Annotated in this window: 22 protein-coding genes and 1 pseudogene; 12 read left to right on the top strand and 11 right to left on the bottom strand. The window is 71.2% G+C overall.

Annotated features, from left to right (window positions below):
- Positions 1–107: 107 nt before the first annotated feature.
- Positions 108–722: a hypothetical protein gene (locus ABZ470_RS23215; protein WP_362913746.1), complete on the top strand. Its 615-nt coding sequence runs from the start codon at positions 108–110 to the stop codon at positions 720–722.
- Here the strand turns inward: ABZ470_RS23215 and ABZ470_RS23210 are convergent.
- Positions 719–1,390: a DUF2306 domain-containing protein gene (locus tag ABZ470_RS23210; protein WP_362913744.1), complete on the bottom strand. Its 672-nt coding sequence runs from the start codon at positions 1,388–1,390 to the stop codon at positions 719–721. The two genes, ABZ470_RS23215 and ABZ470_RS23210, sit on opposite strands and share 4 nt — an antisense overlap.
- A 128-nt stretch (positions 1,391–1,518) precedes the next feature.
- Positions 1,519–2,121 (bottom strand): ABATE domain-containing protein, encoded by a 603-nt coding sequence (locus tag ABZ470_RS23205; RefSeq protein ID WP_362913742.1) that lies wholly within the window; start codon positions 2,119–2,121, stop codon positions 1,519–1,521.
- 98 nt (positions 2,122–2,219) lie between these two features.
- On the opposite strand from ABZ470_RS23205, the gene ABZ470_RS23200 reads away from it, so the two are divergent.
- From ABZ470_RS23200 to ABZ470_RS23185, 4 genes are read left to right on the top strand one after another with little or no spacing between them, the layout of a single operon-like run.
- Complete coding sequence (locus ABZ470_RS23200) at positions 2,220–2,672, top strand: VOC family protein (RefSeq protein ID WP_362913740.1); 453 nt, start codon at positions 2,220–2,222, stop codon at positions 2,670–2,672.
- Between the two features lie 10 nt (positions 2,673–2,682).
- Positions 2,683–3,579, top strand: a complete 897-nt coding sequence (locus ABZ470_RS23195; RefSeq protein ID WP_362913738.1) for a pyridoxamine 5'-phosphate oxidase family protein — start codon at positions 2,683–2,685, stop codon at positions 3,577–3,579.
- A gap of 25 nt (positions 3,580–3,604) precedes the next feature.
- Positions 3,605–3,787 (top strand): ferredoxin, encoded by a 183-nt coding sequence (locus ABZ470_RS23190; protein WP_352015979.1) that lies wholly within the window; start codon positions 3,605–3,607, stop codon positions 3,785–3,787.
- Between the two features lie 13 nt (positions 3,788–3,800).
- The gene (locus ABZ470_RS23185; protein WP_362913736.1) at positions 3,801–4,247 is read left to right on the top strand and encodes a nuclear transport factor 2 family protein; all 447 of its coding nucleotides are present in this window, start codon (positions 3,801–3,803) and stop codon (positions 4,245–4,247) included.
- Here the strand turns inward: ABZ470_RS23185 and ABZ470_RS23180 are convergent.
- Positions 4,236–5,426 carry an MFS transporter gene (locus ABZ470_RS23180; RefSeq protein WP_362913734.1) on the bottom strand — a complete coding sequence of 397 codons (1,191 nt, stop codon included), beginning with the start codon at positions 5,424–5,426 and terminating at the stop codon, positions 4,236–4,238. The two genes, ABZ470_RS23185 and ABZ470_RS23180, sit on opposite strands and share 12 nt — an antisense overlap.
- Positions 5,427–5,509: 83 nt before the next feature.
- Between ABZ470_RS23180 and ABZ470_RS23175 the strand changes: the two genes are divergently transcribed.
- Entirely contained in the window at positions 5,510–5,962 is a 453-nt protein-coding gene (locus ABZ470_RS23175) for a helix-turn-helix domain-containing protein (RefSeq protein WP_362913732.1), read from the top strand.
- Between the two features lie 17 nt (positions 5,963–5,979).
- Here ABZ470_RS23175 and ABZ470_RS23170 read toward each other — a convergent pair whose 3' ends face one another.
- Positions 5,980–8,853 carry a BTAD domain-containing putative transcriptional regulator gene (locus ABZ470_RS23170; RefSeq protein ID WP_362913730.1) on the bottom strand — a complete coding sequence of 958 codons (2,874 nt, stop codon included), beginning with the start codon at positions 8,851–8,853 and terminating at the stop codon, positions 5,980–5,982.
- A gap of 347 nt (positions 8,854–9,200) precedes the next feature.
- On the opposite strand from ABZ470_RS23170, the gene ABZ470_RS23165 reads away from it, so the two are divergent.
- On the top strand, positions 9,201–9,785 hold the full coding sequence (locus ABZ470_RS23165; protein ID WP_362913728.1) for a GNAT family protein: 585 nt from the start codon (positions 9,201–9,203) through the stop codon (positions 9,783–9,785).
- A gap of 51 nt (positions 9,786–9,836) precedes the next feature.
- Here ABZ470_RS23165 and ABZ470_RS23160 read toward each other — a convergent pair.
- The 3 genes and pseudogenes from ABZ470_RS23160 to ABZ470_RS23150 form a co-directional block, all read right to left on the bottom strand.
- Positions 9,837–10,046 (bottom strand): annotated as a pseudogene (locus ABZ470_RS23160) (hypothetical protein); the annotation flags it as partial.
- 95 nt (positions 10,047–10,141) lie between these two features.
- Positions 10,142–10,414: a hypothetical protein gene (locus ABZ470_RS23155; RefSeq protein WP_352015973.1), complete on the bottom strand. Its 273-nt coding sequence runs from the start codon at positions 10,412–10,414 to the stop codon at positions 10,142–10,144.
- Positions 10,415–10,906: 492 nt separating this feature from the next.
- Positions 10,907–11,542: a hypothetical protein gene (locus tag ABZ470_RS23150; protein ID WP_362913726.1), complete on the bottom strand. Its 636-nt coding sequence runs from the start codon at positions 11,540–11,542 to the stop codon at positions 10,907–10,909.
- Positions 11,543–11,668: 126 nt separating this feature from the next.
- Here ABZ470_RS23150 and ABZ470_RS23145 point away from each other — a divergent pair, with 126 nt between their 5' ends.
- Positions 11,669–12,772, top strand: coding sequence for a hypothetical protein (locus ABZ470_RS23145; protein WP_362913724.1), 1,104 nt, complete (start codon positions 11,669–11,671; stop codon positions 12,770–12,772).
- On the opposite strand, the gene ABZ470_RS23140 is transcribed toward ABZ470_RS23145, so the two are convergent.
- On the bottom strand, positions 12,700–13,374 hold the full coding sequence (locus tag ABZ470_RS23140) for a response regulator transcription factor (protein ID WP_362913722.1): 675 nt from the start codon (positions 13,372–13,374) through the stop codon (positions 12,700–12,702). The two genes, ABZ470_RS23145 and ABZ470_RS23140, sit on opposite strands and share 73 nt — an antisense overlap.
- A complete protein-coding gene (locus ABZ470_RS23135) occupies positions 13,371–14,423 on the bottom strand; it encodes a histidine kinase (protein ID WP_362913720.1) in 1,053 nt (350 codons plus the stop codon). The genes ABZ470_RS23140 and ABZ470_RS23135 overlap by 4 nt, the downstream gene beginning before the upstream one ends.
- An 87-nt stretch (positions 14,424–14,510) precedes the next feature.
- Between ABZ470_RS23135 and ABZ470_RS23130 the strand changes: the two genes are divergently transcribed.
- Positions 14,511–15,068 carry a hypothetical protein gene (locus ABZ470_RS23130; protein ID WP_362913718.1) on the top strand — a complete coding sequence of 186 codons (558 nt, stop codon included), beginning with the start codon at positions 14,511–14,513 and terminating at the stop codon, positions 15,066–15,068.
- Positions 15,069–15,089: 21 nt separating this feature from the next.
- Here ABZ470_RS23130 and ABZ470_RS23125 read toward each other — a convergent pair whose 3' ends face one another.
- A complete protein-coding gene (locus ABZ470_RS23125; RefSeq protein ID WP_362913716.1) occupies positions 15,090–15,485 on the bottom strand; it encodes a DUF6069 family protein in 396 nt (131 codons plus the stop codon).
- Between the two features lie 131 nt (positions 15,486–15,616).
- Between ABZ470_RS23125 and ABZ470_RS23120 the strand changes: the two genes are divergently transcribed.
- Positions 15,617–16,765 (top strand): histidine kinase, encoded by a 1,149-nt coding sequence (locus ABZ470_RS23120; protein WP_362913714.1) that lies wholly within the window; start codon positions 15,617–15,619, stop codon positions 16,763–16,765.
- Positions 16,753–17,406 (top strand): response regulator transcription factor, encoded by a 654-nt coding sequence (locus ABZ470_RS23115; protein WP_362913712.1) that lies wholly within the window; start codon positions 16,753–16,755, stop codon positions 17,404–17,406. The genes ABZ470_RS23120 and ABZ470_RS23115 overlap by 13 nt, the downstream gene beginning before the upstream one ends.
- Here ABZ470_RS23115 and ABZ470_RS23110 read toward each other — a convergent pair.
- The gene (locus tag ABZ470_RS23110) at positions 17,399–18,556 is read right to left on the bottom strand and encodes an FAD-dependent oxidoreductase (protein WP_362913710.1); all 1,158 of its coding nucleotides are present in this window, start codon (positions 18,554–18,556) and stop codon (positions 17,399–17,401) included. The two genes, ABZ470_RS23115 and ABZ470_RS23110, sit on opposite strands and share 8 nt — an antisense overlap.
- Positions 18,557–18,694: 138 nt before the next feature.
- Here ABZ470_RS23110 and sigJ point away from each other — a divergent pair, with 138 nt between their 5' ends.
- Positions 18,695–19,615: an RNA polymerase sigma factor SigJ gene (gene sigJ / locus ABZ470_RS23105; protein ID WP_362913708.1), complete on the top strand. Its 921-nt coding sequence runs from the start codon at positions 18,695–18,697 to the stop codon at positions 19,613–19,615.
- The last annotated feature ends 190 nt before the right edge of the window (positions 19,616–19,805 follow it).

The following is a 19,805-nucleotide window of genomic DNA, read 5'->3' as shown; positions in this document are numbered from 1 at the left end:
GGCCGGCTCTGCTCAGCCGGGGCCGAGGACGCCGATCGTGGAGGCCGGGCGGCGCACCGGCGGCCCTCGTGGAAAGGAGCCGACCGACGATGGATGCGCAAGGGCGTATGGATACGAGGGCCGCCGGCTCCCCGCCCGCCGGACACCGTGACACGATTCGCAACCTCGGGCTCGGGCTGACGGTCTGCACGCTGCCCTGGGTGGTGAGCAACGTCCTGTTCGGCCCCCACGGTGACGGGCCGGGTTCGCGGATCAACGACCTGACCGCGCTGCTCTTCCAGATCGGCCTGTTCGCGCTGGTCACGGCGCAGCTGCGGACCCGGGCGACCGGGACCTCGCGCGCCTCCGTGATCCTGCTCAGGGTCGAGACGGTGCTGCTCGTCCCGGCCTGCCTGTGGTCGCTGCTGCACGGGATCCTGCCCGTCGAGGCGCGCGGCGCCACATGGCTGGCCGTACTCGACGTCTTCTGGCCGCTGTCGATGCTGGGCATGTTCACGATCGGGGTGAGGCTCGCGTTCGCCGGACGGTGGCGGGGAGTGCTGCGGTGGTGGCCTCTGGTCGCGGAGAGCTGGGCGTTCGTGGCCATCCCGTCGCTGTGGCTGCTGGGCGAGCCCGTCGGACGATGGATCGGCGCCGGTCACCTGGTCGCCGGGTACGCCACGCTGGGACTGCTGCTCGCCCGGAGTCCGGAGCTGACCGTCACCCCGCGTGAGCGTGGCTAGGGCCTGCGGATGATCCACTCGGCCACGGCGAGGTTGATGACCCATCCGGCGCCCACGAGCAGGGCCCTGGGGATCTCGTCGAGGGGGCCGACGAGGAGCATCCAGGGGAGTTGGGTGAACGCCTGGGTGCCCGCGGCCACGCCGATCGCGTAGCCGCGGATCATCCAGGCGCGGTGGCGGCGAAGGTCCCTCCGCAGGACGGCGGCGAGGCCGAGCACCAGGGAGACCGTCATCGCCGTGCCGAACACGAGCCGGAACAGCGCCAGGAGGTCGCCGTCTCCCGGTGGGCGAGGGTAGAACAGGGTCATCCACAGGCCGGAGAGCGCGGCGACGAGTCCGCACCCGACGAGGACCCGGCCTGCCGTACGGTGCCAGCCCGGCCTCCGGCGCCGGAACTCCCCCGCGAACTGGAAGGCGCCCACGATGCCGTAGACGGACGCCCCGATGATGTGCAGCACCACGGGGAGCGGCGTCGCGAGAAACCGCGCGTTGGCGGGGGTGACCGCCGCGCCTCCCACCACCTCTCCCAGCCGGAGCGCACCGGCGACCACCGGGATCACGCTGAGCGCGATCAGGCCGGTCGGCCCCACCCATCCGGGGACCCTGGAGCCCCGCCGGGCCTTCTGGATCTTCTGGGGCCTGGCGCCCCTCACGCTGCTCTCGGTCATGAGGGGATCGTGACTTTTTCGCCTGTATCAACTCATCGCAAGAAAGGCCCGATTCGAGTCGGCCGATCGTCCGGGAATCGGGCGTACTTTCGGCTGAACCGGCGGCGTGGAGGGCACTCGCGCGCCGATCAGTCGTCGTCCCCCTTCCGGACCCTGGCGTAGTGCCGGGCCGCTCGCGCCCGGTTGCCGCAGCCGGGTGAGCACCACTCGCGCCGCGGGGTGTCGCGGACGAAGTGCAGCACACAGCCCGGACCGTGGCAGGCGCGAAGCTGACGGCGCGACGGCCCGGCGAACAGGTCGGCGGCCTCCTCGGCCAGCGCGGCGAACACGGCGGCGACGGGACGGCCCTCGAAGCGCACCACCGTGTGCGGCTCGGGATCGGTGCGCAGCTCACGCCAGCGGGGGGTCCGGCCCGCGTGCCGGTTGAGGGTCGCGACCGCGTCCGGATCAAGGTCGCGGCCGTCCACGGTCGCGGCGGAGAGTGCCCCGATGACGTCCCTCAGCTCCCTGGCCAGGCACAGGTCACGGTCGGTCACGCCGTGGATGTCGGCGTCGACGAGGTCGACCGCGAGGCGCGGGCGCATGTCGCGCAGCCACGCGCCCAGGTGCTCGACGCTTCGCAGCCCGTCCTTGGGACGGCCCCTCACGGCGTACGCGGTGTTGCCCAGCTCGACGGGCGGCGGTTCGCCGAGGAGCGGAGCGCCACCGCTCACGAGGTCTGCCACTTTCACCCTTCTAACGGTACATCCCGGTTGACAGCGTTAGAGACGCCGGGCATATTCTAATGACACCAGAGGGGTTAAACCGTTAGAAAAGCTGGAGGTATCCCATGAGCACACCGGCCCTGCGAACCGGGCACGTCGGCCTGAACGTGACCGACCTGACGCGCTCCGTCGCCTTCTACCGCCAGGTCTTCGGCTTCGAGGTCCTGGACGAGCGGAGTGACGGCGAGCGCAGATTCGCCTTTCTCGGCCGCGAGGGAACCCTGATGGTCACGTTGTGGCAGCAGAGCGGCGGCGTCTTCCCCGTCGACCGGCCCGGCCTGCATCACCTGTCGTTCCAGGTGCCCGACATCGAGGCCGTCCGTCGTGCCGAGGCCACCCTGCGCGAGCTCGGCGTGCGGCCGGTCCACGACGGGGTCGTCCCGCACGGCGAGGGGGCGTCCTCCGGCGGTGTGTTCTTCACCGATCCGGACGGCATCCGCCTGGAGATCTACGCGCCGAGCGGCGCCGACACCGCGCCGGCACCTACCCAGGGCGCACCGACCTGCGGTTTCTTCTAGGAGGATCGCCATGTTCCACCAAGGCGAACACGTGGTGCAGCGCCACGCCGGGGTGACCGCCGACGGCTGGGGGTCCGCCGGTGTGGGGACGAGCATCCCGCCGGTGGCCGCGGAGTTCCTCGGTCTGCAGCGTCTGGTGGTGCTCGCGACCCCCGACGAGACAGGCGCGGCATGGGTCACGATGCTCACCGGCCCGCCCGGATTCACCACCGCCGCCGACGACCGCACCGTCGCGGTCGACCGGTTGCCCGGGACCGGCGATCCCCTCGAAGGCCTCTTCGACGGCCTTCCCGGCACCGGGCGGCAGGTGGGGATGCTCGCGATCGAGCCCGCCACCCGGAGACGGATGCGCGTCAACGGCCGGGGCCGCCGGCACGGGGACCGGCTCCTGATACACACCGAGCAGGTGTACTCCAACTGCCCGAAATACCTACAAACCCGCACCTATGTCGAAGACTCGTTCCCGGCGCGCGGGACAGCGCTCGTCACCGAGGAACTCACCGCCGGGCAGCAGCGGTGGATCGCCGCGTCCGACACGTTCTTCGTCGGCACGTACGCGGCGGGGCTGGGGGCCGACGCGTCGCATCGCGGCGGCAACCCCGGCTTCGTCACGGTGACCGGCGGCCGCCGGCTGACCTGGCCCGACTATGTCGGCAACTCGATGTACATGACGTTGGGCAACCTCGAACTCGAACCGCGCTGCGGGCTGCTGTTCCCCGACTGGGAGAACGGCAGGACCCTGCATCTGACGGGCCGGGCCCGGGTCGACTGGGACCCTGACCGTGCGACCGCCGTACCGGGTGCGCAACGGCTGGTCGATTTCGACGTCGAGCGAGCCGTCGAGATCACCGGTGGTCTCCCCCAGCGGTGGTCCTTCGGCGGGCACTCCCGTTTCAACCCCGCCTGAGACCTCTCACCGCTGGAGGAGAACCATGCGCGTCCGTGTCGACATGACCCTGTGCCAGACCCACGCCCAGTGCGTGTTCGCCGCCCCGGAGGTGTTCACCCTCGACGACAACGACGAACTGGTGTACGACGCCGCGCCCGCCGACGCGTCGTGGCCCGCCGTTGAGCAGGCGGCCCGCGCCTGCCCCGTGCAGGCCATAATCCTCTGATCAGGGAGTACTCATGACCCGTCCACCCGTCCCGCCCTTCACCTCGGAGACCGCCCGCGCCAAGGTCCAAGCCGCGGAGGACGCCTGGAACACCCGCGACCCGCGGCGCGTGGCACTCGCCTACACACCCGGCTCGGTCTGGCGTAACCGCGACGAGTTCGTCACCGGCCGGGATGAGATCATCGCCTTCCTGACCCGCAAGTGGGCGAAGGAACTCGGCTACGCGCTCCGCAAGGAGCTCTGGGCGTTCACCGGCGACCGGATCGCCGTACGGTTCCAGTACGAATGGCACGACACCGACGGGCGGTGGTGGCGCAGCCACGGCAACGAGCTCTGGGAGTTCGACGCCGAAGGACTGATGCGACGACGCGAGGCGAGCGTCAACGACCTTCGGATCACCGCGGACCAGCGACGTATCCTCGGTCCGCGCCGACCCGGCGAACAGGACCTATGGCGTTGACCGCGCTCGCGCCGGGGTGGTGAGACGCCGGGTCGAGAGGGCGGTGAGGAGTCCGAGCGCGGCGTAGCAGGCACCGAACAGGCTCGCGGCCGGCCATCCCGCGACGCTGTGGGCCCAGGTCGTGGTGACCGCGCCGAGCGCGGAGCCGAGGGAGTAGAAGACCATGTAGGCGCCGATGACACCGCTGCCGCGGTCGGGGTGGGCGGTGGTGAGCAGGTGCTGGCTGCTGACGTGCACGGCCTGTACGGCGAAGTCCAGGACGACGACGCCGACGACCAGCAGCCACAGCGACGTCCCCGCCTGGGCGATCAGCAGCCAGGAGGCGGTGAGCAGGGCCAGCGACCAGCCGGTGACCGAGGACGCCAGGCCCCGGTCGGCCCATCGGCCGGTCCTGGCCGCGCCCAGCGCCCCGGCGAGGCCCGCGAGCCCGAACAGGCCGATCTCGGTGGTGCCGAGACGCCACGGCGCGGCACCGAGCGGGAGCGCCAGCCCGCTCCACAGCGTGCCGAAGGAGGCGAACAGGAAGAACGCGACCAGTCCACGGCTGAGCAGGAGCCGGTCGCCGACGACCAGCCGCCCCAGCGACGCGAGCAGCGGGCCGTACCGGACCCGGGGGCGGCGGGTCTCGGCCCCGAGGGTGAGCCGGACGGCGAACGCGAGCGTCACACAGAGCCCCGCGATCACGAGGTAGGCCGTACGCCAGTCGGCCAGCTCGCCCAGCGTGCCCGAGAGCACGCGCACGCCGAGGATCCCGACGACCACGCCCGAGGTGACCGTCCCGATGTCGCGGCCACGTTCGCCGGCCGGTGAGACGGCGGCGACGTAGGCCACCGTGGTCTGGACGACCACGGCGAACAGCCCGGCCAGGGCCAGTCCCGCGATCGCGACGCCGCCGTTGGGCGCGGTCGCGGCCACCCCGGCGCCCACCGCCGTGAGCAGCAGGTGCGCGGTGATGAGGCCGCGGCGGTCGAACAGGTCACCGAGCGGGACCAGCAGCACCAGTCCCGCGAGGTAGCCGATCTGCCCGGCGGCGGCCAGCCGGCCCAACGCCCCTTCCCCGAGCCCGAGGTCATCGCCCGCGGCCTCAAGGACGGGCTGGATGCCGTAGACGGCCGACACCGCCACCGCGCACACCAGCGCGAGCACGGTCCGCTGCCTTCCGGTCAGTCCTGACGACATGCCACCCCCAAAAGGTTTCAAAATGCAACCTATCCAGGTTGGGGCATAATGGTTTCAGATTGCAACTCATCGTGGAGGGGCCGGTGGACGTCACACCCGCTGCGGGAAACGCCTGGACAGACCCGGCCTGCCCGGTCGCACGGACCGTCGACCTGGTGGGCGACCGGTGGAGCCTGCTGATCGTCCGCGACGCGATGGACGGGGCGACGACCTTCACCGAGTTCCGCCGGCGGCTCGGGATCGCCCGCAACATCCTCACCGACCGGCTCCGCAGGCTCGTCGAGTACGGCATCCTCGACCGGAGCGCCGCAACCGACGGCAGACGGCACACCTACCGGCTCACCGAGGCCGGGCAGGACCTCTTCACGACCGTCGTCGCCCTCCGCCAGTGGGGTGAGCGCCACGCCTTCGCCCCGGACGAGCCGCGCTCCGTCCTCGTCGACGAACGTGGGCGGGAGCTCGCCCGTCTCCGTCCGCTCAGCCAGGACGGCACACCGCTCTCGGCGGGAACGTCACACGTCAGGAAGACCGGCTGAGCCCGGCGGTCACCGGCTCACCGGTGGCCGGGGAGCGTCGCCCGCGTTCCGCGGTCTCCCTGGGCGTCTCCGACCAGCTCGCGGGCCATCGCGGTCACGTCGTCCCTGCTCAGAGCCTGACCGGCGGTGAGGGTCCGGCGGAAGTCGTCCTCAGGAAGCGCCGAGCGTACGGCGGCGACGTTACGCCGGCCGTCCACCGGATCCATGATCTCGGGGGAGTAACCGACCCGGCCGCCGATGGCCTGCACCGCGCCGAGCAGCATGGCGCCCTCCTTCGCCCTCCCCGCCATGCCGAGCGCGCCGCCCAGCACATGCACGACGGCCAGCCAGCTGGTGACGTCGAGGCTCCGATCGAGCTGGACGACGGCGTGCGCGGCCTGCCGGATCGCCCGCTCCGCTTCGCCCAGGTCCATGGACACCTTCGCGGCGATCCACCACGCCGAGATGGACGCCCAGTCGTGCCCGCACAGGTCGCTGATGTCCGCGGCCTGGATGAGCTGTGTGGCGGCGAGCGGGAAGTTCCCCGTCGCCCTGGTGATCTGACCGCGGATCATCATCATCTCCGCCTCGACCCATGGCAGACCGACGGCCGGGACAAGCCGGGCCGCCTCCTGGATCAGCTCCTGCGCCAGCGCCGAGTCGCCGGTGAGCTGCTGGAAGTAGGCTCGGTACGGCAGGCTGCGGGCGAGGATCTCGATCTCACCCGACCGCTCCGCCGCCTCCGAGGCGTGGACGGCGTCGTTGTTGCCGCCCACGGCGTCGCCCACGAGGTAGCGCAGCATCGCCCGGCCAAGCAGTGCCTGCCCGCGCCCCTGGTGATCGGGACCGGCGGCGTCGAGCGTCCTGGTCAGCCAGCTGATTCCCTCGTGCGCGTACCCGGTGCGATACCAGTACCACGACAGGGCGCAGGCGAGCCGCAGGGCGCGGTCGACGTCACCCGTGACCATGGCGTGTCCCAGCGCCGCCCGCATGTTGGCCTGTTCGTGCTGGAGTCGGCGCATCCAGGTGTCGGCGTCGAGCGACCTCAGCCGCCGGCTCGCCGTCTCGGCCAGCTCCGTCGCCCAGGCGAGGTGCCGGTCCGCCCAACGACCCGCCTCGTCGCCGGTCAGCAGGCGCCCCGCGTACTGCCTGATCGTCTCCAGGATTCGGTAGCGCCGGGGGGTGCCCTCGGTCTCGGACCTGACCAGCGACTTGGAGATCAGGGCACTCAGGTTCGGCAGTATCCGGGACCGGTCGGTCAGCCACTGGGCCGCCTCCAGGTCGAATCCCCCCTCGAAGAGGGCGAGGCGGCCCAGGAGCTCCCGCTCGTCCTCGGTGAGAAGGCGGACGCTCCACTCGATCACCGCTTCCAGGTCGCGGTGCCGTGCCGGGGCCGTACGGGATGTCGTGGCGAGCAGGCCGAACCGGTCGGCGAGGCCGTCGGTGATCTGTTCCAGTGACAGGACGCGCGTCTGCGCGGCGGCCAGTTCGATCGCCAGTGGCAGTCCGTCGAGGTCGCGGCAGATCTCCGCCATGAGCTCCCGCTCCGAATGGCGGGGCTGCCAGCCCGGCCGCAGGGCCGTGGCCCGTTCGACGAACAGTTCGACGCCGGGGCCTTCGGGGTCCAGCGGCGGGATCTCCCAGGTGACCTCTCCCGTGATCGCCAGCGCCTCCCGGCTCGTGGCCAGCAGCCGCAGGTGCGGGCAGCGCGACAGCACCATCTCGGCCAGGGCGGCCACGCCCTCCACCAGGTGCTCGCAGTTGTCGAGGACGAGCAGGACCTCCCGGTCACCGATGATCGTGATCAGTTCCTCGGCGCCCCTGACGAACGGCGCCCCCATCGCGGCGCCGACGAGGCTGGGCAGGAGTGCCAGGTCGGTCAGGTCGGCCAGGAGCACCGCCCACGGCCCCTCGCCCGAGCCGTACCGCCTGGCCGCCTCGAACGCGGTGCGTGTCTTGCCCGCCCCGCCGGGCCCGGTGATCGTCACCAGTCGATGGGTCCCGAGCAGGTCCCCGACGGCCGCCACGTCGTCGTCTCGGCCGATCAGCCTGGTCAGCGGTGTGGGGACCCGGATGCCCGGCGTCGAGTCCGGCAGCGGCCGTGTCACGACGGAACGCGAGTCCGACGGTGAAACGTTCTCGTCCAGCGCCGAATCCTGGTTCAGGATCGCGGACTCCATGGCACGCAGCGCGGGGCCGGGATCGACTCCCAGTTCCTCCAGCAGATGGTCACGGGCGGTGCGCAGCGCGCCCAGCGCGTCACTCTGCCGTCCGGTCCGGTAGAGGGCGAGCGCGAGCAGTTCCCAGGCGCGTTCGGCCAGGGAGTCCTCGCGGACCAGCGCCTCAAGCTCGACGACGGCCGAGGTCGCCGCTCCGGCGGCGATCAGAGCGAAGGCGTGGTTCTGGCGGGCCTCAAGCCGGGCGCTCTCCAGCCGGGCGATCTCGGCCGCCACCACCTCGCTGTCCCGCAGGTCGAGGTAGGCGGGGCCCCGCCAGAGGGAGAGCGCGGCCGACAGGTCCTCCACCGCGGCCGCGGGATCGCTGTCCAGCGCCCGGGCGCCGCGTTCGGCGAGTGAGACGAACCACTCGGCGTCCACCGACTCCGGACGTGCGCGGAGCACGTACCCGGGGCCCTGCCGGTCCACGATCCCGTGTACCGCCCTGGGAGGCCGGTCCGGCTCGATCGCCCGGCGGAGGTTGGTCACGTAGGAGTGCATGGTGGCGACGGCGGTTTTGGGGACGTCCTTGTTCCACAGGGCGTCGATGACGCGGTCGACGGAGACGACCTTGCCCTGGGCGACGAGCAGTGTGGCGAGCAGGGTCTTCAGCCGGGGGGCGAGATCCAGTTCGACGCCTTTCCGCGTCACGGTCAGCGGACCAAGGACGGAGAACCGGATATCGGAGCTCGTCACGTCTACACCGACCGTTCCCATGCGCCGTTCCTAAATTACGCAGAATATTGGCATTTATACCTTGCTTCCCTGCCGTACGCACGGGTGGCCCACGTCCCCGGCGAAGGTCGGCGCATGAGTCTTCCCAGTTGGACGGCGTGGTGGGGGGAAACGAGGGCGACCGCCGCGTGCCCTTCCACGTCCACGGCCCAGGACCGAAAAGAAGGCGCCCGCCGGGGCGTCCCACATCCGCGGAACCGACCTGCCCGGGGGCGACCTCCTGGACCGGCTCTCCCCCTGGGCACGCGGGACGGCGAGCCGGGTCCGGGGCGTCCGTCGACACAGCGCCGGAAAAATCACTACAAAGTATGCTGTCCGCACGTGGAAGACCACGACCAAGGCAGGTGCCTCGCATGGGCAACACACGGCTTGTCTCAGTGGAGGACGCACCCTCGCTGGTGGAACGACTGAGAGAGAACCGCGACTTCCTGGCCCCGTGGGAACCCACCCGCGACGACGACTTCTTCACCGTCGCCACACAGCGCGACCTCCTCGAAACGGCGCTCAGGGCGTACTCCGACGGCACGATGCTCCCGCTCGCGATCCTCGACGACGCCGGAACACTCGTCGGCAGGCTCACCGTCAGCGGCATCACCCGGGGCGCCTTCCAGTCGGGCAGCGTCGGTTACTGGGTCAGCAGGACCCACAACGGCCGGGGAATCGCCACCAGGGCCGTGGCCGAGACCAAGGAGATCGCCTTCACAGAACTGGGGCTGCACCGCCTCCAGGCTGAGACGCTCATCCACAACACGGCATCCCAGCGCGTCCTGAAGCGCAACGGATTCGTCCCCTACGGAATCGCTCCGCAGTACCTCAAAATCGCCGGAGAATGGCAGGAACACGTTCTCTACCAGGTCCTGAACCAGGCGCCTGAGAAAGCCGGAGGCCGGTGAGGTCGCGTACGACCGATGGATCCGGCCGAGTCTGGCGCGGACGACCGCACCGACCCCGAACCCGGCTGTGCCCTCGGCAAGGGTCTCTCCTTCACGGAGACGCACGAGAACGAGCAGGGCTTGGCGGCCGGGGTCGATGCGGCGCCAGAGAGAACCGGTCGCCGGGCGGTGGCGACCGGTCAGGCCGGACGACGTCTGATGTGACGACGAAAGCCCGGCACGATATGAAAACGGCCGAAAGCAGCCGGCGCAAAGATTGATCTTGATCGACGACTGACGATCAGACGCGACTCACCACGCCGCGTCCACACCCTGCGGCTTCAGGCCGAAAAAGGCCCAGCCGAAAAGGCTCGGAGTCAATAGGGGAGATGAACGTCAAGGTAGTAGGTGCCGATCCCGCCGTAACACCCGTCCACCCAGTAGTTCACCAACTGGTATCCCCGCTTGTCCTCGTTGCACTGGTCCCAGCTGTTGTACCAGTAACGCTCCCAGTGGCCCTCTTCACTGACATTCGCCGTCGGTGCCGAACCGCTGTTCGCCTGGGCGGCCTGGGCGGCCGTTCCCCACAGGGTGACCGCAGTGGCCGCGACCACACCGATCGTGGAGATCTTTCGTGCGACGCGAATCATGTCGCCACCTTCCTCTGACAGCCGTACGGGGGGAGGAGCCGCACCGCACCGTGAAATGCGAGGTGGATCCTCCCTGGCGGATGCGATGGACCAAAGACTTTCACGGAACCCACACCGGGCCGTGAGCGGGCGAACTGCCAACATCAGCAGGTTTCCTGCCACGAAAATCGTGATCACCACGGTGGACAGGAAACGCTTTCACGCTTACTGGAGTGCGGCCGAGAACCAGGGCGCGGACATTGTCCAGGAGCTCACGAAGGCCCATCTTCCTGGCGGCTACTCGGTTGAGGTTCCCGCACCCCGGCGGTGACTCCACCCGGCTGAGACCACGGCGGCCCTCACTTTCCCTCCTCGGGGACCAGGTCGAAGCGGCCGTCGACGAGTGCCGTGATCGCGGCTTCCATGTGGGCGCGGGTGACCTGGTCGATCACGATGAGGTTGGGCTCCCTGAAGGCGGCGTGGAGCGGCGCGGAACCTGCGAAGGCCGGGGGCTCATCTGACGCGGCCTCGGCGCCGGGGCAGAGGAGGGAGTTCGCCTATCGGGGCCACCGTGTGTCCTTCATCGGCCGTGCAGCGCCATACGGCGGTCTCGTTCTCCGCTTCGGTGTACAGACCCCGGTCGTGCACCGGGCAGACGGGCCACGCCCTCCAGATCACCTCCATGATCGCCTCCTGGGCGGCGTCGGCCACGTTCAGGACTCCCCCGGCTCCGGGCGGGATGCCGTTGCCCTGGAAGGCGCCGTCGAACTCCACCCACGCCATGCCCATGGAGTCCCAGTCGGGGATGACCATGCGGAGCGTCCCGGTGACCCCCGTGGCGCGGAGGTCGCGTTCCACGACCTTCAGGTCCTCCTCCAACTCCGCGAACAGGGCCGGTTCCAGCGCGTAGGTCGGCACGAAGTTGACCTCGTCGAGAAGGGCCCCGCCCAGCCGGAGCACGTCGGCGGCCGTCAGTTCGGCGGTGCGACGTTCGAGGAGTTCCCGGGTCGCGGGGGTGGACACGGTCCAGTCCTCGACCAGGCAGGCCAGCTCGACGAGAAGACCGGCTTCGAGGCCGCCGTCACGCAACGCCGTGTAGACGCTGGCGCCCAGCTCTCTGAAGGTCTGACGTAACTCGTCGGGATCCATGCCGCAGTGTCCCCCGCCCCGGTGATCGCGGCAACGGATATACGCCCTCCCCCACGTGGGGGAGGTTCCGCCGTCCGCCGACGACCAGGCTCGGGGCCGGTGGGTTCCGGATCGGGAGGATGAGCAATGCGCCGGTTGTCGGCATCGGTGGTTTCCCTGGTCACGCTGGCGGTAGCGGCCCTGTGGTGGTTCGTCCCCGGCGGTTATCCGTACGGCGCGGCCAGCAGGGTCACGGTTGGCTTCAACCACTGGATCGAACGCGACGTGGGCGTTGGCCTGCTGGTGGCCTCCGGTGTGCTGGGGGTGCTGCTGACGCTGGGCATCCGGTCCCGGCCGAAACTTGTCGGTGTGGGCGCCGCGGCGCAGAGTGTCTTCTTCCTCCTGGTCATGTCAGACGCGTCCGTACTGTCGTCCATCGGCTACCTCCTGGTCCCGGTCGTCTTCCTGGCCGTGGGAGCGCTGGTGGTCGTGGGGTGCGTACGGCGGCGACCCGTCGCGTACGTGACGGCGGTCTTGCTCCTGACCGGGCTGGTGCTGGGACTGACCACGACCGACGTGATCTCGCGCTACCTGACCAACCTCGCCGTCGGGTTCGGCGTGTACGGCGGGCGGATCGCCTGGTCGTGGGTGATGGCGGCCATCACGGTCGGGTGGGCGTGGCTGGCGTACGGATCGTTCACCCATGAGCGTGGGACGGCGAACCCGAGGTGGGGGAAGACCGTCACGATCCTGACCGCCTGCTGCGGCGTGCCGTACGCGCTGGCACGGTTGTCCTGGGTGACGCCGTGGCCGTTGGGCGGTTACGACCCGAGGACCGGCCACATCGAGTTCCTCGTCTCGGCGAACATCGACGCGGCCACCCGGCTTCAGGGGTTCACGATCGGCATGGGTTCGGTCCTGTCCGTCGTTCTGACGCTGGGCCTGATCAGCCGCTGGGGCGAGGTCTTCCCCCGGTGGGTGCCCCGGGTCGGTGGGCGGCCCGTCCCGGTGGTGCTGGCCGTCGGTCCCGGCCTTTTCGCGACCGTCGTCCTGTGCGTCTCGGCCCCGGGGGTGCTGGCCGGGGCCGTGCAGAGCGGCTCGGCACTGGACGGTGTCCTGTTCGTCCTGTTGTTCCCGTGCCCCGTCTGGGGACCGCTGATGGGCGCCGCGCTGCTGGCCTACTCACGGCGGCGTAGCGCGCCGCCACGGGAGTCGGCGAGGGTACCCGCGAAGATCAGGCCGAGTTCGTAGGCGAGAACGGCCGCCTGGGTGCGGTCCCGGGCGCCGAGCTTGTCCAGGACGTTGCCGACGTGCGTCTTGACCGTCTCCCTCGTCACGCGCAACGCCGCCGCGATCTCCATGTTGTTCTCCCCGAGCGAGATGTGCCGCAGAACGTCCAGCTCACGGGGGGTCAACTCGACCGGAACGCGGCGCCTGGCCGTACTGACGTGGGGGGAGGCGATGCGGCGCAGCGCGTCGGGGAAGAGGACGGCGTCGCGCGAGTGCACCAGCCGTACGGCCTCGACCAGTTCGTGGGCGGGGGCGCGTTTGAGCACGTAGCCCGCGGCACCGGCACGCAGCGCACCCCAGACGAGCTGGTCGTTCTCGAACGTGGTGACCACGACGACGCGGGTCGCCGGGGAGCGGTGAACGAGTTCCTGGGTCGCGGCCAGGCCGTCCATGCGGGGCATCCGGACGTCCATCAGCACGACGTCCGCGCCGACGCCCGCCTCGACGGCCTCCCTGCCGTCGGCGGCCTCGGCCACCACCTCGATGTCGTCGTGGAGGGAGAGGATGGTCGCCCATCCCGAACGGATCAGCTTCTCGTCGTCGGCCAGGACGACCCGGATCACAGCGGCAGCCTCGCCTGGACGCGCCACGTCTCGCCTTCCTCCTCCCAGGTGCACGTCCCACCGGCGAGGCGGGCCCGCATGCGCATACCGGTCAGGCCGCGTCCCTGTTCACCGGCGGTGCCCGTGGTCGTGTTCCTCACGGTCAGGACCAGGTCGGCACCGACGGTGACGTCAACGGTGACCGGGCCGTCGCCGTGGCGCAGGGCGTTGGTGAGCGCCTCCCTGAGGATGGCGTAGGCCGTACGCGAGACCGGGGCGGGCACCCTGCCGAGGTCGGCGACGTTCGTCCGCACGTCAAGACCCCGGGTGAGCGTGCCGAGTTCCTCCAGCGTGGGACCCTCGGCGGTTGTGCCGTCGTCGAGCACGGTCAGCAACACGTCGAGGTCCTGCTGGGCGTGTCGGGCGATGTCCGTCAGATGGCCGAGCGACCGCGCGACGAGTGCGGGCTCGGTCCGCCCCAGCGCCACCTCGGCGGCCATGGCCTGCACCAGGACGACGCTGAGAGCGTGGCCGACGGAGTCGTGCAACTCCAGGGCGAGGGTCTGGCGGCGGCCGAGTTCGTCGATCACCTGTGACGGCTCGGCGCGCAGCAGACGACGCGCCGCCCACCGCTGGCCGAACCCCGCGGCGACCATCACGGCCAGTACGGCGACGGCCAGCACGAGCGCCTCGGGCAGGTCACCGGACGCCCGCCGTGACCCGAACGACGGCAGCAGGGCGGGAGACAGCGCCAGCGCGCCGGCGCTGAGCGTGGCGCCGCCGTACAGGTGCAGGCTGGTCAGGACGACCAGGTAGACGCGGTCGGCCCGCCTGGGCACGGTGACGTCGAGCAGTTCCGACAGGGCGGTCACCTCAAGGCGCCGCATCAGCGGTGTCATGGCGAGCAGCACCGCGGCGGGCAGGCACGCGGCCCACAGCACCACCAGACGTCCCGGTGTCGGTTCGGCCAGGATCAGCAGGCCGAGCACCACGGCGACCGGGGTGAGCAGCGCGGCGCCGAGCAGTTGGTAGATCCCGGCCCGCAGGGCCGTGACGATGGGGCGCCTCACGGGGACCGACGTTAGCCGACCGGTCTCCGGGCCACCTCCCCCACCTGGGGGAGGTGGCCCGGCCTGGCCGTTCGTAGCGTGAGCGGCATGACGAGAACCGACGCGCCGCCGGCCGGTGGCCCGACGCGTGCCATGTGGAGAGCGGCCCACACCCCGGTGGCCGGGGTTCCCCGCTGGGCGCGGATCACCGCCTACGCCGTGCCGTTCACGGTGCTGCCGTCCGGCCTCTGGCGGCTGCCCATCGTGTTCGACGGCGGGGTCGGCGTCGGCGAACGAGCGTACGTCGTCCTGCTGTCGATCGTGTCGGAACTGGTGGCGTTCACGGCGGTCGGACTGGTCGCCGCCTGGGGTGAACGGTTCCCGCGCTGGGTCCCGGGGCTGCGTGGCCGGGGAATACCGAGACTGTTCGTCATCGTCCCGGCGGCCCTCGGCGCCGTGGTCCTGACGACCGTGTGGACGACCACCTTCGCCACCCACTTCGCCGGAGTCACCCTGCGCGGCGAGCCGATCCCCTCGACCTTCCCCACTGAGGCGGGCGGCTGGGAGGCCGCGACCTTCTACGTCTGCTACCTGCCGTTGCTGCTGTGGGGACCCCTGCTCGGCGTCACCGCGTACGCCTACCACCGGCGCCGCAGGAACCGGTGAGAGCACGACCGGGCCACCGGTTCATCCCCGTTCCTCCCCGGGAGCCCGGCCCAGGCCCACGACGATGACGGCGCCGACGACCAGGTGCATCAGGAGCAGCACGAGCATGGTCCCGCCGCCGGCGGAGCTGCCCAGCGGGCCGAGGAACGACAGCAGCCACACGGTCACCGCGATGATCGTCCAGGTACGGCGCGGCCGGGAGACCCGGCGCCGGAGGAGGGCCAGGAGCGCCCAGCCGGCGAGCCCGGCCACCAGACCGGCCACGACCACCGGCACCGGGCCCAGAGTCTGTGTTTCCTCGCCCATCCGTACGGTCACCCTCGTCCCGCTCACGGGAACCGCCAGGATCCAGACGGCCAGGGCGGCGACGGGGGCGACGAGCACGGTGCTGAGGTGTCTTCCACCGGAGATGTTCATGCCGAGGAGGATGGCCCGGCCGGGTGGTCCGCCACATCCGGCGCGTGGCCGCCTCCGGCCCTCCCCCGGCAGGGCCGGGGTCCTCCTTTGGTAGGTGACGGCGTCGCCGTACCCGTGGTTAGCCTGAGCCGATGAGCGAGATGTTGTCCCCGTGGTCGGCGGCGGTCGCCGGTGTGGTCCTCGGGATCGGAGCGCTCACCGGCGCGACGCTGTGGGGGTTGAGCGGCGGGGCCCTGATGTGGCTGGACGTCGCGGTCGCGGTGGCGAGCCTGGTCGCGGCGCTCGCCCAGCTGTGGTGGCCGGTTCCCGGGGCGCTCGCCGCCACGCTCCTGGCCGCGGTCTCCCCCACGGGGACGCCCGCAGCGACGATGGGCGCGCTGCAGGTGGCCCAGCGCGGGCGTTTTCCCCTCGCCGCCGGGGTGGCGGTCGCGGGTGCCGCGGCCCATCTGGTCCAGGGCCTGTGGCGGCCCAGTTCCGGCATCTCCCTGGGCTGGTGGCTGCTGCTGATCTGTTCCTCGTACGGCGCGCTCCTCGGCTGGGGGACGCTGGCCCGCTCCCACCGCGCCCTGCTCGCCTCGTTGCGCGAACGCGCCCACCGCGCCGAGGCCGAACAGGGCAGGAAGGTCGCCGAGGCGCGGACGGCCGAGCGCCGCAAGCTCGCCAGGGAGATGCACGACGTGCTGGCCCACCGCCTCTCGCTGGTGGCCACCCACGCCGGGGCGTTGGAGTATCGTCCCGACTCCTCCCCCGAGCGGCTCTCCCGGGCCGCCGGGGTGGTCCGCTCCGGGGTGCACCAGGCGCTTGAGGAGTTACGCCAGGTCATCGGCCTGCTGCGTGAGGAGGACGACTCCTCGGACGACCTCCCGGGCGGGCTCTCGGACAGGCGGGAGCCCTGGCCCACGCTGGCCGACCTGCCGAGGCTGGTCGACGAGGCGCGGCAGGCGGGCCAGAGCGTGTACCTCAGCGACGAGACCGCCGGTGACGTGCCGCCCGCCGTCGGGAGGACCGGCTACCGCGTCGTCCAGGAGGGGCTGACCAACGCCCGCAAGCACGCCCCCGGCCGGCCGGTCGAGGTGTCGCTGGACGGTTCCCCGGGAACCCGCCTGACGATCACCGTCACCAACCCGCTGCCCTCCCCGGACGCGCCCCCGGCCCCGCCCGGTGGCGGCGTCGGCCTGGTCGGGCTCACCGAGCGGGTGCGGCTGGCGGGAGGGCGGCTCGACCACCACGAGAGCGACGGGCGGTTCCTGCTCCGGGCGTGGTTACCATGGCCGGCGTGATTCGTGTGCTTCTGGTCGACGACGACGCCTTGGTCCGCGCCGGATTGTCCATGATGCTGGACGGCGCCGCGGGCATAACCGTCGTCGGTGAGGCGGCCGACGGCATGCAGGCGATCACCGAGACCGACGCCCACGCCCCCGACGTCGTCCTGATGGACCTGCGGATGCCCCGGGTGGACGGCATCACCGCCACCCGCCGGTTACGCGCCAGGACGCGCCCGCCGGAGGTGATCGTGCTGACGACCTTCGACACCGACGAGAACATCCTGCACGCGCTGCGCGCGGGCGCCGGCGGGTTCCTACTCAAGGACACCCCGCCCGCGCTGATCGTCGAGGCGGTCACCCGGGTCGCGGCGGGTGATCCGATCCTGTCGCCGGGCGTCACCCGGCGGCTGGTGGAGCGCACGCTCACCCATGCCGACTCCTACGAACGGGCCCGTGCCACGTTGGCCACCTTGACCCCGCGCGAGCACGAGGTGGCCCTCGCGATCGCGCGGGGCCGGTCGAACGCCGACATCGCCGCCGAACTCGCCATGGGCGTCACGACGGTGAAGAGCCACGTCTCCAGCATCCTCACCAAGCTCGGTCTGGACAACCGCACCCAGATCGCGCTTCTCGCCCACGACGCGGGTCTCATCTGAGGGCGGCGTCGCTTCGTGGGCCGCCCTTGAACCAGGTCGCGGAACCCGGCCTGCGGGCCTCGCGGCGGATCCTCGACATCGCGAACCTGCAGGTGAACTCCTTGTACATCGCCGCCACCCGGCCGTCGAAGTAGAGGTTCGTCGCGGTGTCGTCCTTGCGGGCGAACTGCCGGACACCCGCGTGGCGGCCGAGGCTGACGCACGACCCGACGAAGGCCAGGTCGATCAACGCCGGGGCGGCCCCCGCGACGCGGCTCAGCACCGTGTCGGCGGCCCGCGCCCCGAGCGGCCCGGCGGCCTGGCAGCTCATCCGCAGCGGCTGTCCCGATGGGGCCGCGGCGTCCCCGGCGGCGACGACACGCTCGTCGTCGAGGCTGGTCAGCGTCTCGTCGGTGAGCAACCGGCCGAGCGCGTCGGTGCGCAGCCCGCTCGCGGCGGCCAGACCCGGCACGCCGAAACCGGCCGCCCAGATGGTCAGCGCGCTCGCGCGCACCCCGCCGTCGTCGAGGACGACCGCGTCCCGCCGTACCTCGCGCACCGTGGCCCCCTCGATCACCGCCACGCCGTGCCGCGTCAGCCATCTTGCCGTTGACCTGCGGCCCGGCTCGCTCAGTGAGGGCGCCAGCGTCCTGCCGCACACCAGCGTGACCTTCCGTCCCTGTTCGGCGAGTTCGGCGGCCGTCTCGACGCCGGTCAGGCCGCCACCGACCACGGTGACCGGGCCGTCCGGGGCCAGCTCCTCCAGACCGGCGCGCAGCCGTCGTGCGGACTCCAGTTCGGCGACGTCGAAGGCGTACTCGGCCGCGCCGGGCACCGAGGCGGGGATCGCCCCGGTGCTGCCGACCGCGTAGACGACGTGGTCGTAGTGCAGCGCCTCGCCCGAGGCCAGCCGTACCGTGCGGGTGGCCGTTTCGATGCGGGTGGCGCTGTCGACGACCAGCCGGACGCCCTCCCCGAGCAGTGTGTCGTAGCCCGCCGTGGCCTCGCCGGTACCGGCCACGAGCTGGTGCAGCCGGATCCGCTCGACGAACTCCGGGCGGGGGTTGACCAGCGTGATGTCGATGCCGGGGTGCGCACGCAGACGGTTGGCCGCGAGCGTGCCCGCGTAGCCGCCTCCGATGACGACGACCCGGTGGGAAGGTGTGGACATGGGGAGGTTTCCCTTCTCGATTCCTGACCTGCCCCGTCCGACAGCGTGGAGGCCCGATGTGTGAGGACCTCACAGTTCGCCACGCTGTCCTGTCGGACGGATGAGGGCGGAGACGAACGAAGGGGGTGCGGAGGCACCATGGCCATTCCGTCGGAACCGGTTGATCCCGGCCTGAGCGTGATCATGGGTGAACGGCGTCAGCTGATCAATCTGGCGTACCGGATGCTGGGTTCCCTGGCCGACGCGGAGGACGTCGTCCAGGAGACCTACGCCCGCTGGTACGCCATGTCCCGGCCGGAACAGGACGCCATCGTGTCGCCGGGGGCCTGGCTGACCAGGGTCGCCAGCCGGATCTGTCTCAACGTGCTCTCCTCGGCGCGGGTCCGGCGGGAGACCTACGTGGGCGAATGGGTTCCCGAGCCGCTGCCCGAACCCACGGAGTGGACCAGCGTCGATCCGGCGGACCGGGTCACCCTGGACGAGTCGGTCAACATGGCCTTCCTCGTCGTGCTTGAGTCGATGACCCCGGCCGAACGGGTGGCGTTCATCCTGCATGACGTCTTCCGCTACGCCTTCGCCGAAGTGGCCGAGATCGTCGGCCGTACCCCGGCGGCCTGCCGCCAGCTCGCCTCGTCGGCCCGCCGTCGCATCCGCGACGCGCACACCCCCGCGGCCCCGGCCTCCCGGCAGGCCCGGATCGTCAAGGACTTCAAGCACGCCCTGGAGGCCGGGGACGTCACCGCCCTCATCGGTCTTCTCGACCCCGGCGCCACGGTGACCAGCGACGGCGGCGGCCTGGTCAGGGCCGCGCTTCACCCGGTCGAGGGTGCCGAGCGGATCGTGCGCTCCCTGCTCCGCCTCCGGGACAGGTTCCACGGCCAGACGCTCCTCGAACGCACGGTCAACGGCCAGCCGGGCCTGGTCGCCCAGGAGGACGGCGTCACCATGACGGTCTTCGCGTTCGAGATCACGGACCACCGGATCACCCACATCTGGGCGGTCCGCAACCCCGACAAGCTCCGGCCGTGGGGCGTGGACATCACTCAGGAGGGAAGGTGATCCCGGCGTTCGTGTTCTCGGGGAGCAGGAAGTATCCGATGGGGGTCGAAGCGGGCGACGCGCGCCCCCTCGGGTGCGTTGTCACCGCACCAGGCCAGGACGATGAGGGGATGCCCCTGGGGGTCGACACTGATTCCGGCCATCCCGACCACGCGGGGCGTGCAGCCCGTAACGCTCATGACCCCGATGA

The organism is Streptosporangium sp. NPDC020072 (genome assembly GCF_040631445.1).
Lineage (GTDB): Bacteria > Actinomycetota > Actinomycetes > Streptosporangiales > Streptosporangiaceae > Streptosporangium.
Note: the sequence above shows the minus strand (reverse complement) of the source record. Positions and strands in the feature narration are given on the sequence as shown.